The organism is Pedobacter sp. PLR (assembly GCF_026239675.1).
Classification (GTDB): Bacteria; Bacteroidota; Bacteroidia; order Sphingobacteriales; family Sphingobacteriaceae; genus Pedobacter.
Map to the genome: position 1 here is coordinate 729244 of NZ_JAPIVQ010000001.1, position 14593 is coordinate 743836.

17 protein-coding genes are annotated in these 14593 nt (G+C 40.3%); 7 read left to right on the plus strand and 10 right to left on the minus strand.

The annotated features are described in order from the left end of the window. Positions 1-2 precede the first annotated feature (2 nt). The 3 genes from bioA to OQX61_RS03030 are packed head-to-tail and all read right to left on the minus strand — an operon-like array spanning position 3 to position 2679. Entirely contained in the window at positions 3-1271 is a 1269-nt protein-coding gene (gene bioA, locus OQX61_RS03020; protein WP_265840180.1) for an adenosylmethionine--8-amino-7-oxononanoate transaminase, read from the minus strand. Between the two features lie 2 nt (positions 1272-1273). Continuing rightward, positions 1274-1705, minus strand: coding sequence for an NUDIX domain-containing protein (locus OQX61_RS03025; protein ID WP_265840181.1), 432 nt, complete (start codon positions 1703-1705; stop codon positions 1274-1276). Next, positions 1702-2679, minus strand: coding sequence for a cation diffusion facilitator family transporter (locus tag OQX61_RS03030; RefSeq protein WP_265840182.1), 978 nt, complete (start codon positions 2677-2679; stop codon positions 1702-1704). The genes OQX61_RS03025 and OQX61_RS03030 overlap by 4 nt, the downstream gene beginning before the upstream one ends. Positions 2680-2814: 135 nt before the next feature. On the opposite strand from OQX61_RS03030, the gene OQX61_RS03035 reads away from it, so the two are divergent. Further along, positions 2815-4008, plus strand: a complete 1194-nt coding sequence (locus tag OQX61_RS03035; protein WP_265840183.1) for a pyridoxal phosphate-dependent aminotransferase — start codon at positions 2815-2817, stop codon at positions 4006-4008. A 371-nt stretch (positions 4009-4379) separates the two neighbouring features. On the opposite strand, the gene OQX61_RS03040 is transcribed toward OQX61_RS03035, so the two are convergent. After that, on the minus strand, positions 4380-5621 hold the full coding sequence (locus OQX61_RS03040) for an ABC transporter permease (protein WP_265840184.1): 1242 nt from the start codon (positions 5619-5621) through the stop codon (positions 4380-4382). Between the two features lie 478 nt (positions 5622-6099). On the opposite strand from OQX61_RS03040, the gene queA reads away from it, so the two are divergent. Together queA and OQX61_RS03050 are read left to right on the plus strand one after the other, a co-directional pair. Further along, on the plus strand, positions 6100-7149 hold the full coding sequence (gene queA / locus OQX61_RS03045; RefSeq protein WP_265840185.1) for a tRNA preQ1(34) S-adenosylmethionine ribosyltransferase-isomerase QueA: 1050 nt from the start codon (positions 6100-6102) through the stop codon (positions 7147-7149). A gap of 117 nt (positions 7150-7266) precedes the next feature. After that, the gene (locus OQX61_RS03050; protein WP_265840186.1) at positions 7267-7941 is read left to right on the plus strand and encodes a 2-C-methyl-D-erythritol 4-phosphate cytidylyltransferase; all 675 of its coding nucleotides are present in this window, start codon (positions 7267-7269) and stop codon (positions 7939-7941) included. 43 nt (positions 7942-7984) lie between these two features. Here the strand turns inward: OQX61_RS03050 and OQX61_RS03055 are convergent, their stop codons facing one another. From OQX61_RS03055 to OQX61_RS03080, 6 genes are all read right to left on the minus strand, one after another. Then, positions 7985-8146: a lmo0937 family membrane protein gene (locus OQX61_RS03055; protein WP_265840187.1), complete on the minus strand. Its 162-nt coding sequence runs from the start codon at positions 8144-8146 to the stop codon at positions 7985-7987. Positions 8147-8301: 155 nt separating this feature from the next. Beyond that, complete coding sequence (locus tag OQX61_RS03060; protein ID WP_008240955.1) at positions 8302-8523, minus strand: DUF2795 domain-containing protein; 222 nt, start codon at positions 8521-8523, stop codon at positions 8302-8304. An 86-nt stretch (positions 8524-8609) separates the two neighbouring features. Continuing rightward, complete coding sequence (locus OQX61_RS03065; RefSeq protein WP_265840188.1) at positions 8610-9158, minus strand: cob(I)yrinic acid a,c-diamide adenosyltransferase; 549 nt, start codon at positions 9156-9158, stop codon at positions 8610-8612. 9 nt (positions 9159-9167) lie between these two features. After that, positions 9168-9926, minus strand: a complete 759-nt coding sequence (locus OQX61_RS03070) for an ABC transporter ATP-binding protein (protein ID WP_265840189.1) — start codon at positions 9924-9926, stop codon at positions 9168-9170. Positions 9927-9991: 65 nt separating this feature from the next. Then, positions 9992-10282: an Asp-tRNA(Asn)/Glu-tRNA(Gln) amidotransferase subunit GatC gene (gatC, locus tag OQX61_RS03075; RefSeq protein ID WP_265840190.1), complete on the minus strand. Its 291-nt coding sequence runs from the start codon at positions 10280-10282 to the stop codon at positions 9992-9994. Beyond that, positions 10269-11012: a lysophospholipid acyltransferase family protein gene (locus OQX61_RS03080; protein ID WP_265840191.1), complete on the minus strand. Its 744-nt coding sequence runs from the start codon at positions 11010-11012 to the stop codon at positions 10269-10271. Before OQX61_RS03080 ends, gatC begins: the two co-directional genes overlap by 14 nt. A gap of 140 nt (positions 11013-11152) precedes the next feature. Here OQX61_RS03080 and trpS point away from each other — a divergent pair, with 140 nt between their 5' ends. The 4 genes from trpS to OQX61_RS03100 are packed head-to-tail and all read left to right on the plus strand — an operon-like array spanning position 11153 to position 14109. After that, positions 11153-12151, plus strand: a complete 999-nt coding sequence (gene trpS, locus OQX61_RS03085) for a tryptophan--tRNA ligase (protein WP_265840192.1) — start codon at positions 11153-11155, stop codon at positions 12149-12151. Between the two features lie 48 nt (positions 12152-12199). Then, on the plus strand, positions 12200-12814 hold the full coding sequence (locus OQX61_RS03090; RefSeq protein ID WP_265840193.1) for a deoxynucleoside kinase: 615 nt from the start codon (positions 12200-12202) through the stop codon (positions 12812-12814). 1 nt (position 12815) lies between these two features. Then, complete coding sequence (kdsB, locus tag OQX61_RS03095; protein WP_265840194.1) at positions 12816-13547, plus strand: 3-deoxy-manno-octulosonate cytidylyltransferase; 732 nt, start codon at positions 12816-12818, stop codon at positions 13545-13547. 13 nt (positions 13548-13560) lie between these two features. Further along, complete coding sequence (locus tag OQX61_RS03100; protein WP_265840195.1) at positions 13561-14109, plus strand: hypothetical protein; 549 nt, start codon at positions 13561-13563, stop codon at positions 14107-14109. The last annotated feature ends 484 nt before the right edge of the window (positions 14110-14593 follow it).

The following is a 14593-nucleotide window of genomic DNA, read 5'->3' on the forward strand; positions in this document are numbered from 1 at the left end:
TTTTATATATCGTTTAAAGCCTGAGTGATGGTTTCATAAATATGATCCAGATCCTCATTGCTGATAATGTACGGAGGTAAAATGTATATCGTATTCCCTAAAGGTCTTAAAATAATCCCTCTGTCCAGGAAATAAAGATACAATTGATTTCTAAGTCCGCTTAGGTAAGAAGTATCGTCTCCGGTTTCCCATTCCATGACTAGAATAGTACCTTTCTGACGTACGTTTTTCAGTTTGGGGTGGTCTTTAATCTGCACTGCAAAAGCTTCATGCTTTGCTTTTATCCTTTGAATATTTGGCAAAGTCTCCGGACTCAACAGGATATCCATACTGGCCAGAGAAGCCGCACAAGCTACCGGATTAGCGGTAAATGAATGTCCATGGTACAATGTTTTCAGTTTATCCTCACTCAAAAATGCTTCAAACACCCTTTCATTACAGGTGGTTACGCCTAAGGGCATCGTCCCACCGGTCAATCCTTTGGAAAGACAGAATATATCTGGTTTTGCGGTTAAGGATTCACAGGCGAAATAAGTCCCTGTACGACCAAAACCCGTCATCACTTCATCAGCAATCGTTAAAATACCGTGTTTCTGACAAGTTTGAATCAGCTGGTCCAGGTGTTCCGCTTCATACATCAGCATTCCTCCGGCACCAAGCACCATCGGTTCAAAGATGAAACAGGCTACTTCATTGCTCAGGTAATTGATTTTAGACTTGATCTGTTCAATATTAGCAGCTGTAGGAAGATCGATGAACTCCACATCAAACAGCATCGAACTGAAAGGTCCCGTAAAAATACTACGGCCACTTACCGACATCGCGCCAAAAGTATCCCCATGATAGGCATCTTTAAAAGCGATAATCTTAGTACGGTCTTTACTTCCGGTATTAGACCAGAACTGCAGGCACATTTTCAGGGCGACTTCAACCGCTGTAGAGCCGTTATCGGTATAGAAAACCTTTTCCTGCCCCGCAGGAAGTATTTCCAGTAACCTTTCGGCCAATAGCACTGCCGGTTCATGTGTAAAGCCTGCGAAAATCACATGTTCCAATACACTCAATTGCTCAGCTACTTTTTTTGCAATATGCGGATGTGCATGTCCATGGATGTTTACCCACCAGCTGGAAACAGCATCAATATATTTCTTCCCTTCCTCATCAAAAAGATAAACGCCTTCTCCCCTTACAATCGGGATATGTGGTAGGGCATTTTTCATCTGTGTATAGGGGTGCCAGATTACTTTCTGATCTCGTTCTGCTAAAGTCATGCTTAACTGTTTTTAAGTAATTCGACTACTTTCTGATCCGTCTTGAAGGTCACGTCTTCCACTTTAAGGTCTTTTAAGGCTACCCATCTAAAGGCTTGTAAACTATCCCCCTCAAAATCAAAGGGTATGGTTTTAAAATCCAATCGTAAGGGATGAACCTCTTTTACCATATAATAAATACTTAAAATCTGACTGTCATTGAAGGAAGATTTCTCGTAAAAGTCAGTGGTATAAATATGCTCCAGCACTTCAATTTCCGCATCACACTCTTCCATAAACTCTCTTTTGAGTGCTTCGATCAGGCCTTCGCCCAATTCCAGTCCACCACCAGGGAATTTACTAAAAATCTTCCCCCCCGACTGCTCATCACTGATCAATATTTGATTGTCAGCATTGATAAGCAGGCCGTATACCCTTACGTTAAAATAACTCATTGATCGAAATGTTTTTGATTTTTTGTTGCATTTTCCACCGTCCATGGAATCTCCTTTTTGAATGCTTCCTGTCTCACGTCACAGTTTTTCATCTTGCAATAGTTACAACATGCCGGCAGACAAGGGTCTGCATGGATAAAAAGTTCCGTAGTATGCTCAGCATTCACATTGATCATTTTATCAATAGCTGATATTTCATGATGGACCTTATTGAGGTCGAAATAATATGGTAAAGTAATGTGGCAATCGATATGTAAATCTGCGCCATATTGTTGTGCTCTTAAATTGTGGACATCAATCCATGATTCCTGTCTGTTTTCCTGTAAAATGCCCACGATTTCTTTGACCAGATCTACATTACTTTCGTCCATCAGTCCCCCCACCGATCTTCTGGTGAGCTTGTATCCATTGTAAACAATATAGCATCCCAACAAAATAGAGATCACACTATCCAACCAGAATATCTGTGTAAGCTGTATCAAAATGATCCCAACCACCAAACCGGCACTGGTAACGGCATCGGTCATGAGGTGTTTCCCATCGGCTTCCAGTGTAATAGAACGATGTTTCTTACCGACATTGATCAGGTAAAGGCCCACCAACAGGTTAACAATCCCAGTTGCACCCACAATGATTGCACCTTCATACAATTGTTTGATTTCGCGGGGGAAAACCAGGTCGTAGCTGGATTTAAAAATGATGATTAGTCCCGCAATAGCGATTAGAATTCCTTCCACAAAAGCGGAGAAGAATTCTACTTTCCCATGTCCGTATGGATGGTTTTCATCTTTAGGTAAGGTGGCGAGGTAAATGCTGTAAAAAGCAAAAGAGCTGGCGAGGACATTGACGATGCTTTCTGCCGCATCCGTAAGAATGGCATTGGAATGCGTCATAAAATACGCACCAAATTTAGCCAGCATCAGGACGACACTAATACATAAAGAAACGAGTATTGCTTTTTTCTGAGGTAACAATTGGCAGAGTTTAGCCGTCAAAAATACGTTTTAACCATCAAAGTACATTAAAAAGTATTTTTTTTAGTTTAAAATTCCGTCAGGTTTATATATTTGCGTTCTCACAAAATTATATTTGCTTGCGCACAAAATATTATGACATTTTTATCCAACAGAATCAATAACCTTTCAGAGTCTCAGACCATTAAAATGGCAAAGTTAGGTAGAGAACTATCCTCAAAAGGGATTGATGTAATCAACCTTAGCTTCGGCGAACCGGATTTCTTTACTCCGGAGTTTGTAAAGGAAGCAGCGAAGATCGCTGTTGACGAAAACTACTCTTATTACACTCCTGTATCAGGATATCCTGAATTACGTAAGGCTATTGCTGATAAGTTATTGAGAGAAAATGGACTAAACTATGGTTTTGATCAGATCGTAGTTTCAACTGGTGCGAAACAATCTTTGGCCAATGCTGTAATGTGTCTTGTAAACCCTGGAGAAGAGGTTATTGTACCTACTCCTTACTGGGTATCTTACTCAGAAATGATCAAACTTGCGGAAGGCGAGACTGTATTTATCAAAGCTTCCTTAGAAAACAACTTCAAAATTACCGGAGCACAATTAGAAGCGGCCATCACGCCAAAATCTAAATTGTTCATGTTCTCTTCTCCAAACAACCCTACCGGCTCAGTGTATTCGAAAGAAGAACTTGCCGACCTGGTTGCTGTATTTGAGAAATATCCAAACATCTATATCATCTCTGATGAGATTTATGAGCACATTAACTTTGTAGGAAAACATGCTTCGATTGCTGAATTTGATTCCATCAAAGACAGAGTGATCTTAATCAATGGTTTCTCAAAATCTTATGCCATGACTGGATGGCGCGTAGGCTATATGGCTGCGAACAAAGAAATTGCTAATGCCTGTGATAAAATGCAGGGACAAGTTACGTCAGGAACTTCTTCCATTGCACAACGTGCAGCTTTACATGCTTATCAAGGCGGTTTAGAAACTGTAAGCGCTATGGTTGATGAATTCAAAAGCCGTAGAGATATTGTTTACGCTTTACTAAAAGAGATTCCAAACATCAAAGTAAACCTTCCTGATGGTGCTTTTTACTTCTTCCCTGAAGTTAAAGCATATTTCGGTACAAGCACTGGCGATTACAAAATCACTAATGCAGAAGACCTTTGTCTTTACCTGTTAAACGAAGCTCATGTTTCTACGGTAACAGGTGAAGCTTTCGGTAACGAAGATTGTATCAGAATTTCTTATGCTGCTGCAGAAGATAAATTAAGAGATGCTGTATTGAGAATCAAAACTGCTTTAGCAAAATTAAGCTAAGCACAACATATTTCATGAAAAAGCCGGTTTCTGCGTAGGAAACCGGCTTTTTTTTAACTAAAATACCCATCCGCTTTTCATCCCCGAATCTTTGCTGAAGGGCAAACATTCGAATGTCTTCAAAGCTAGATGTCCATTTTATAGCCTGAAAATCACCTTAAAATTTCAGTAGTCATCTATACCTGCTGCCCATAACCCTTCTGGTCTGGTATCCATCATGCGATTTGGTGTAGCGAGTAAATATTCCGAAGCAACATGGCGGCAATGCAGGAGTGATCTCAGAAAAGGCCTTGAAAGTTTTCCGCCCTTCAGCGGAAAAGGTTTCAGCCTTTGAGGAGTATCCTACTGAATTGCTGCGCGCGCAAGGCCTATTAAGAGCGAATTGCTTCAACCGGGTCTAGTCGTGACGCTGAATAAGCCGGCCAGAACCCTGATATCACCCCAATCACTACAGATATCGTAAATCCGAGCACAATATTCTTCATGAACAGTGTCATTTCAAAACCGCCTGCGGTTAACGCCACGGTGAACAGGTAAACCAGTAACAGCCCGAAAGCCCCTCCCAATAAACACAATGCTATAGCTTCAAACAGGAATTGCAACAAGATAAAATAATTCTTTGCGCCCAGCGATTTCTGAATACCGATAATATTGGTCCTTTCTTTTACGGAAACGAACATGATATTGGCAATACCAAAACCTCCGACAAGGATCGAGAAACCACCGATTACCCAACCTGCGATATCTACCACACCGAACATCTGATCTAACTGGTTGGATGCGATTGTACTCTTATTCAGTGCAAAATCATCTTCCACACCTGGTTTTGTCCTTCTTATCCCTCTGAGTGCACCTCTGATCTCACTTTCTACCTCTTCCAGGGCAACATAGTCTTTTCCTCTAACAGTAATTGTAGGATCATATCTGTCACTTTCAACATCCATAATTCCTTTGGCAAAATTAAGTGGCATGAGGATATTTTTATCCTGGGACATCCCCATCATATCTTCCCCTTCTTTCTTAAACACGCCAACTACTGTTAATCTTCTTCCCATTACAGAAATCGCCTTACCAATTGCAGGTTCACCATTAAACAAACCATCGGCAATATCGGCACCAATAATCACGACTGGTGAACCGGATTTTCCTTCACTTTCTGTAAAATACCTTCCCTCTTGAAAATCGAGGTTCCAGGTCTTATTAAAATCCTGCGAAGCGGCCCTGATGGCACCACCTTCTACGGAGTTACTTCTATATTTAATGGTTCTGCCATTGGCGGAAATCTCGTAGGAAACACCTTCGACATACTCCAGACGATCTTTCAGGCCTTCATAATCTCTCAGGGAAGGTTCTGGTCTGTTCACATACTTCCACCATGGATAATCACCGAAACCACCCCATGGCCATTTCTGCACGAACACCGTACTGGAACCTAATTTATCTATACTCGCTTGCAGTTTACCTCTCAGGGTATCTACAGCAGAGAAAACGAAGATGATGGTGAAGATACCGATGGTGATCCCCAATAAGGAAAGCATGGTACGCGTTTTATTTTGGCGTAGCGCATCTAGTGCAAATCGAAAACTTTCGCCTATTAATCTGAGAATAATCATAATTAGGGTTTAGACCAAAACTAACTAAAAAGGTTACAGGGAATTCTTATATAATATAAAAAATACATAGTGGTAGTCAAAATTTAGATAATAGCAGTCAAAATTCAGAGAACAACAATCAAAATTCAAGTAGCGGGAATCAAAAACCACCGAGCAAGATTCAAAAATTAAACAACAGTAATTAAAAAAAGGTACTAGTTCTAAAAAATTGCAAACAATTAGATTTCCTGTTTGTAATAGAAAAACTAAATGGCCTGAATCAAAAATATCATTAACACTAAAAAATAACAATACCTGCTAAAAACACACAATCACACTATAAAATCACGGCGCAGTGCTACGAAAATATCGGGTATTCCTGAAAAAACACGCAATGCCTTGAAGATTTAACAATTCAAGGACAGAGTATGAGGAATATGTATGGAAAAGAAAATTATATTTCGTAAATTTGCGCCCTTAATTATCACATCGAAAAAATATGAAGTTATCTCAATTTAAGTTTAATCTACCTGAATCATTAGTTGCCAATAATCCTTCAGAGCATAGGGACGAAGCCCGTTTAATGGTTTTGCATAAAGATAGTGGCAAAATTGAACATAAAATATTCAAGGATGTTTTAAGTTATTTTGACGATCAGGATGTCATGATTTTGAACAACACCAAAGTTTTTCCTGCGCGTCTATACGGTAACAAAGAAAAGACTGGTGCAACGATTGAAGTATTTTTGCTACGTGAACTGAACAAAGAATTGCGTTTATGGGACGTTTTAGTAGACCCTGCCCGTAAAATTCGTGTTGGAAACAAGCTGTACTTCGGTGATGACGACCTGTTAGTGGCAGAAGTAGTAGACAATACCACTTCCCGCGGGCGTACCATCCGTTTCTTATTTGACGGTACAGACGAAGAGTTCAGAAAAAACATTGAAATTCTAGGAGAGACTCCACTTCCAAAATATATCAAACGTAAAGCTACTGCTCAGGACAAAGAGCGTTACCAAACGATCTTCGCTAAGCATGAAGGCGCGGTTGCGGCTCCAACAGCAGGATTACACTTCAGCAGAGAGTTGATGAAACGTCTGGAACTGAAAGGTATAAACTTTGCAGAAGTAACCTTACACGTAGGTTTAGGTACTTTCAGATCTGTGGAAGTAGAAGACTTAACAAAACATAAAATGGATTCTGAGCAATTCATCATTGAGCAGAAAGCCGCGGATACCGTGAACAAAGCGATTGAAGAAAAAAGAAGAATCTGTGCCGTAGGAACAACTTCTATGCGTGCGATTGAATCTGCTGTTTCTTCAGGAAAGTTACTAAAACCAGCAAACGACTGGACAAGCAAATTCATCTTCCCTCCTTATGATTTCAGTATTGCGAATTCAATGATTACCAATTTCCACACACCTGAATCAACGTTATTGATGATGGTAAGTGCTTTTGGTGGTTACGATTACGTAAGAAATGCTTATGAAGTAGCCTTAAAAGAAAAATATCGTTTCTACAGTTATGGAGATGCGATGTTGATCATCTAAGTAAAAATATAACTCATAAAATAGGAGATTTTGGACCATTCAGGTTTGGATCTCCTATTTTTGTTTAAAACCTGCTCACCTATAACCAGGACCTGAAATTTGTCCAAGACCCCAACCATGAAATATTACGCAATTATAGTCGCAGGAGGTTCCGGATCGAGAATGCAGAGCGAAATCGCCAAGCAGTTCTTGCTACTGGACGGAAAACCGATCCTGATGCATACCCTGGAGGCCTTTGCAAATTCTGAATTACATCCGGAGTTACTGCTGGTTTTAAATATCCACCAGCACCAATACTGGGAAGAACTCTGCAAGACCCACAGCTTCACCATAAAGCATTTGGTAGTAAAGGGTGGCGAACAACGCTTTCATTCCGTTAAAAACGGCTTAAAGGCCATTAAAGGCAAAGGAATCGTGGCCATCCATGATGCCGTACGTCCATTGGTCCCGGCGGACCTCATTTTACGTTCTTTTACTGCGGCCGAAGCGAATGGCAATGCCGTTGCCGGAGTAAGGTCGACTGACTCTGTGAGGAGCATCAATATGGAAGGCAAAACGGAAGGCTTAAACAGGGAGAACCTAATCATGATCCAAACCCCTCAAACCTTTACAACAGAAGTATTAAGGAAAGCTTATCAGACACCTTTCAGAAATGAATTTACCGATGACGCTTCTGTGGTGGAGTATGCGGGTTATCCGATTCACATTATTGAAGGGGCACGTGAAAACATAAAGATCACCTGGCCCGAAGATCTGGAGATTGCTTTGATCTTAAAAAAGAAAGGCCTCTGATCATCTCAGAGGCCTCTAACTATATTAAATACGATAATAACGATTAAGCTGCTCTGTTAATGATTTTCAGAATGATAGCGATCACTGCAATCACTAAAAGAACGTGAATTAAACTGCCAACATTCGGGCCAAATCCTTGAAAAAAGAACCCAATGACCCATAATATTACCAATACTACTGCTACTAAATAAAGTAAATTTCCCATAACGTTTGATTTTAAGAACTGTTTTTTAGATGAAACTGGTTGAGGTTATTTAATAACCCATGACATTATACAAACAATCATCATTCCAAAAAAGTTCTGGCACAAAAAAAGGCCCCGAGTTGACAGGACCTTTACAATGAAAAATTCGTTAAAGATTAGTATTCGTCTTCGTTGAAGAAGAAGTCATCTTTAGTAGGATAATCCGGCCAGATTTCTTCGATGGTTTCATATGGTTCCCCATCATCTTCCAAAGCTTGTAAATTCTCAATCACCTCTACTGGTGCGCCTGATCTTATCCCGTAATCAATTAATTCGTCTTTTGTTGCAGGCCATGGAGCGTCTTCCAAATGCGATGCGAGTTCTAGTGTCCAATACATATTTCCTATCCTAATTAAGTTATTCTATTCGTTTCGCAAAAGTATATTAAAAAACCTGAGCAAAACAAACTTTTTTTCAACCATTTTTAGAGCCTTGGAATCCAGATGTTTTCCGTTGCTTTTGCATCTAAGTTCAGTTTACGTGCCAAAACAAACAAATAATCACTTAAACGATTCAAATATATCGTCATTTTTTCGTCAACAAAGCTCTCAGAGGCTAAATGTACAGTCAAACGTTCAGCACGTCTGCATACGCAACGCGCTAAGTGGCAATAGGAAACTACGGTTGTACCGCCGGGTAACACAAAGTGTTTCAATTCCGGCAATAACTTGTTCATATTGTCCATTTCTTCTTCCAGCAAAGTGATGTCAGTATCGTGGAGATCGGGAATTTTCATCCTTGATTTTTCGGGATCTGCAGCCAATGCGGCCCCTACAGTGAACAATCTGTCCTGAATTTCCTTCAACACCTGTTGATGATGAGGGTCAATATCCTGGCACATGATGAGTCCGATATAAGAGTTCAGCTCATCTACCGTTCCATAGCATTCAATGCGCAAATGGAACTTAGGCACACGGGTTCCACCAATTAAGGAAGTCAACCCCTTGTCGCCGGTTTTGGTATATATCTTCATATTGGAAAATTAACCAATTTTTTCGAAGTCATCACCACGTTCTTCTAATTTTACAAGGCGTGGGGAAACCGTTTTAATGTCGGTATTTGGATAATCATTTTCAATTAAACCATCACGCATCCTAACAATACGATGGGCATGCTGCGCGATATCCTCCTCATGGGTAACCAGAATAATGGTATTTCCTTTACTGTGAATTTCTTCCAGCAGGCCCATAATTTCAATAGAGGTTTTAGTGTCCAGGTTACCTGTAGGCTCATCTGCAAGGATGATAGAAGGGTTATTGATCAATGCTCTGGCTACGGCTACCCTTTGACGCTGACCACCGGAAAGCTCATTTGGCTTATGCGTAACCCTGTTTCCTAAACCTACATTCTCCAGTGCTTTTTGCGCTCTTGCATCGCGTTCCTTCTTATTTGCACCTGCATAAATCAATGGCAAAGCCACATTATCCAGGGAAGTGGAGCGTGGTAATAGATTAAAAGTCTGGAAGACGAAGCCAATTTCCTTGTTACGAACTTCTGCAAGTTCATTTTCCGTCATATGACTTACATTAATACCATTCAATACATAAGTACCTTTACTTGGCGTATCCAAACAGCCCAGAATGTTCATTAAAGTAGACTTTCCGGAACCGGAAGGTCCCATTAATGCTACAAATTCACCTTTTTGGATATCCAATGAAACTGATTTTAAAGCATGGATCACTTCTGATCCGATCACGTATTTACGGCCTATATCTTTGATGTTGATTAACGCTTTTTCCATTGGTAGCTAAATTATTCGGGTTTTTGATTAAGACGGCAAAGTACCCCGGAATGTTACATCCGGCTTTATTTTTCCAGGATTTTAGGCACCATAAAGAAGTTTTCATTGTGTTTCGCTGAATTTTTCAATCCATCTGCTACAGAAATCTCCTGTTTTACCACATCTTCCCGCCAAACATTTTCTTCTTCATTCATGTACACCAATGGCGCTACACCTTTGGTATCCAATTCATTAAGCTGTTCCATAAAAGTAAGAATCTTATTCATATCCCCCATCAGGCTGTCTACTTCTTTCTCTTCTATGGCGATTCTGGCCAGGTCGGCCACCTTATATATGGTTTCTTTATCTATGGTCATGCAAAACGAGTTTACTATTTATTAAATCAAAAATGCGTTCTTTTAATTGATCGGCATCCATTATCGTTAAATCAGTGGTCTCAACCGGCTGATGGATGTAAATATCACAAATTCCTGGCGTACTACCATATTTTGAGCCATCATCCCACATCTTTTTCCACACATCGGATAAACTTACAGGAACAATAGACAGGTTTTTTTCTATAGCCAGGCGAAATGGTCCATTCTTAAAAGACTGCAAAACAGGCGGATAATGACTACCATCTATCCCTCCTTCCGGAAAGATAATCAGACTCCAACCTGCCTCTAATCGCTCGCCAGCCTTTTTGAATGCCCGAAACGCAGAAATATTACTATCGCGGTTCACCGGAATATCAATCGTCTTAAAAAAGATTTTCAGCATTGGATTTTTCAACAGCGCATCCTTCCCCATAAAATGAAATTTCCCCTGAGCCAGGATACAAAAAATCATGATATCCAGGTTGGAAGTATGGTTGGCACAATAAATATAGGTCTGATCCTTAACTAAAGGTTGCTCAAAAGTAAACCTAAAAAAGAAGCCGGTCAGCCAGCTGCTCAGGAAACTATTGGCTTTTCGGAGCCGGTTTAGCGTCAGGTAACCTTTCGGAGACTGTGCGGCTACGTAGTAAAAAGGATAAAATACCGCAGAAAGCGACACAATAACAAATACAGAATAGATGCGATGGCTATGCTTTAAGAGGCGGATCATTGATTCAAAGCTACTATTTTTTTAAAGACAGGACCGCTAATATGCTCATTCCAATGTAAATTCCTCCTTTAAACAATTTATAAAAGATAAAAATGAAATTATACGCCTCCCCAATACCTGTTTTTTCTTAATTTCGTTGCATGAAAGAAACGGTAGTTAGCGGGATACGTCCTACAGGAAAATTACACCTGGGAAATTATTTTGGTGCGGTTAAAAACTTTGTGAAGATGCAATACGATTACAATTGCTACTTCTTCATTGCCGACCTTCATTCTTTAACCACACACCCAACTCCCGGCGATCTTCATGGTTATGTAAAACATGTATTAGTAGAATATCTTGCTTGCGGTATCAATCCAGAAGAAACCACCATCTATATCCAGTCTGACGTTCCTGAAGTTGCTGAGTTGTATTTATACCTGAATATGAATGCCTATATGGGCGAATTGGAGCGCAGTGCCTCATTTAAAGACAAAATCAGATCTCAGTCCGACAATGTGAACGCTGGTTTATTAACTTATCCAACCTTAATGGCTGCCGATATTTTAATCCACAAAGCCACTAAAGTTCCGGTAGGAAAAGATCAGGAGCAACATCTTGAAATGACCCGTACCTTCGGAAATCGCTTCAACAGAATGTACAAAACAGACCTTTTCCCTGAGTCTTATGCTTTCAACTATCAGGAGAACCTGGTAAAAGTACCAGGATTAGACGGCAAAGGAAAAATGAGTAAATCTTCTGGCGACGGAAGTTGTATTTACCTGTCTGACAGCCCTGAGGTGATCCGTAAAAAGGTTTCCCGTGCAGTAACAGATGCCGGACCAACGGAAGAAAATCAACCAAAACCGGAAGCAATCCAAAACTTATTTGACCTGATGAAAATCGTTTCTCCGGCAGATACAATGGCTCATTTCGATGGCTTATATAACAAATGTGAACTTCGTTACGGTGATTTCAAAAAACAACTGGCAGAAGACATGATCCTGTTTAATACGCCGATCCGTGAAAAAATCGAAGAAATATCTAAAGACACTTCTTATTTACGTCAGGTAGCAAAACATGGTGCATTAAAAGCCAGAGAAAGCGCGCAAAAAACCATTAAAGAAGCAAGAGAACTGATCGGATTCAAATCCTTTTAGTCCGAAATTAGATCATATAGCTACAAAAGCTAGATAAATTATTAAAATATGCATATAGCTATAGTTGGAAATATTGGTGCCGGTAAAACCACCTTAACAGAATTACTCGCCAAGCATTATGGCTGGGAAGCGTTATACGAAGGTGTGGAAGACAACCCTTATCTGGAAGATTTTTACAGCGACATGAAACGATGGAGCTTTAACTTACAGATTTACTTTTTAAACAGTCGTTTCCAGCAGATTGTCGACATTGAGAACAATAAACGCAATGTGATTCAGGATAGAACCATTTATGAGGATGCGCATATTTTTGCAGAAAATCTTCATGAAATGGGCTTAATGACGACCAGAGATCACAACAATTACCGCGATATATTTGAGAACATCACCTCATTTATTAAACCACCGGATTTGTTGGTCTATCTGCGTGCATCAGTTCCTACGTTGGTAAACAACATCCAACGTCGTGGCCGTGAGTATGAAGCCAGTATCCGTATTGATTATTTATCGAAGCTGAATGAAAAATATGAAGCCTGGATTAAAGATTACAGTCTGGGGAAATTACTGATTCTGGATAAAAACAAGCTTGATTTCACGAATAACCCGGAAGATCTGGGTACGATCATCCGATCTATTGATGCAGAAATAAACGGTTTATTTTAAGATGAAGGTACTTGGAGTAATCCCCGCCCGCTTTGCTTCTACGCGTTTCCCCGGAAAACCATTAGTGGATATTCAGGGGAAAAGCATGATCCGCAGGGTTTATGAGCAGGCGCAGAAGGCTAAAGGTCTGGACAAAGTGGTGGTCGCTACCGACGATGAGCGAATTGCCGAAGAACTGAAAAGCTTTGGTGCTGAGTATATCATGACTGGCGCTGAACACCAGAGCGGCACAGATCGCTGTGCAGAAGTCGCCAGACAACTGCCGGGTTTTGATGTGCTGATCAACATTCAGGGTGATGAGCCTTTTATAAATCCGGCACAAATCGACCTGTTGGTTTCCTGCTTTACAGATCCGGAAGTACAGCTGGCAACCCTGATTAAGCAAATTCACACACAAGCAGAATTATTTAACCATAACCTGCCGAAAGTGGTGCTGAATACCCGAAAAGAAGCAGTTTATTTTAGTCGACAGACCATCCCCTACCTCCGCAATACAGAAAAAGAAAACTGGTTGCAGGCCCATTTGTTTTATAAGCACATCGGTATTTACGGATATACGGCGTCGGTATTAGAGGAAATTACACAACTCCCTCCTTCTTCACTGGAAATTGCAGAAAGTCTGGAGCAGTTGCGATGGGTAGAAAACGGTTATGCGATTCAAACCAGGGTAACGGATATTGAAACGATCGCCATTGATACCCCCGAAGACCTTAAAAAGATACTGGGATCCTAAATTATTCCCCTTTATGAAGAAACATTATACCTATCTGTTATTATTCCTCTGCGTTCTTGCGGCCTGTAAAGGCAATAAAACCACTGCTTCAGCGGAGGATTTAAAAAGCAATATGAAAGGCGAGACTGTGTTAAAAGCCTTCAGCGACACTTTGTTACTGGATACCTTTAAAGTAGTCTTAAAAGGAGAGAAACCAGCCAACATGACCATGAATTTCAGTATTACTGCCCATGATGGCGCGCTGATTTATCAAAAAGACTTCAAGGCAACTGATCTTTTGAAAAGCTATGCTTCTACACTTGACCTTAAAAAGGAAGCAAAGCAATTGGAATTTATGCAGCAGGAGCTGAAATTGTTCCTGGAGGAGGAAAACTTTCTGGAGCCTGCAGTGACGGAAAATGAAAATCCTGATCAACATACGCCGGATAAAGACTTTTATAATGAGCTTAAACGTAGCGGACTCAATGGATTTAAGTACCGCCTATCCAATGAAACTGAGGTTTACATTGCCTGGTCGGCACAAAAAAAACAGGTTTTACCATATTATAGCTGTTGCAAGTAAAAATTATTTAGCCCCCATATCCTTCCGGAAAAGGCCACAAAGCAAGATTATTTGATATTTTGATTCGCTTTATGAAAAAAGTTGAAAATTATATTGTGATTAAAGTATATTTTGCATTATATTTAAATAATCAAAGACCACATAATTAAAAAAACAACAACCCAAACCCGCATATTCTAACCAAATATACTTTAACAAAAGTGCCCGGATTTTATTCGGGCCTTTTTTATGGCCGAAATTTCCGGTTTGATCCCTCCCCCCCTTTCTTATAACAACAACTGATTCTGATCTCTATTTGCTGCTCGCCTGAAGAGTACGACAACCCCTCCACGTGCACACCACCACATAAACGGATGTCTTTTCATAGATATCGCTTACCGTTGAGTAAGCCCGTTTCCCCACAAAATTTGATCTTGATCCCGGACTTCTTCCTCAGCAGCTGTATCATTAAAGCAAAAAACTGTGCTTTTAATTTTGCATTAAA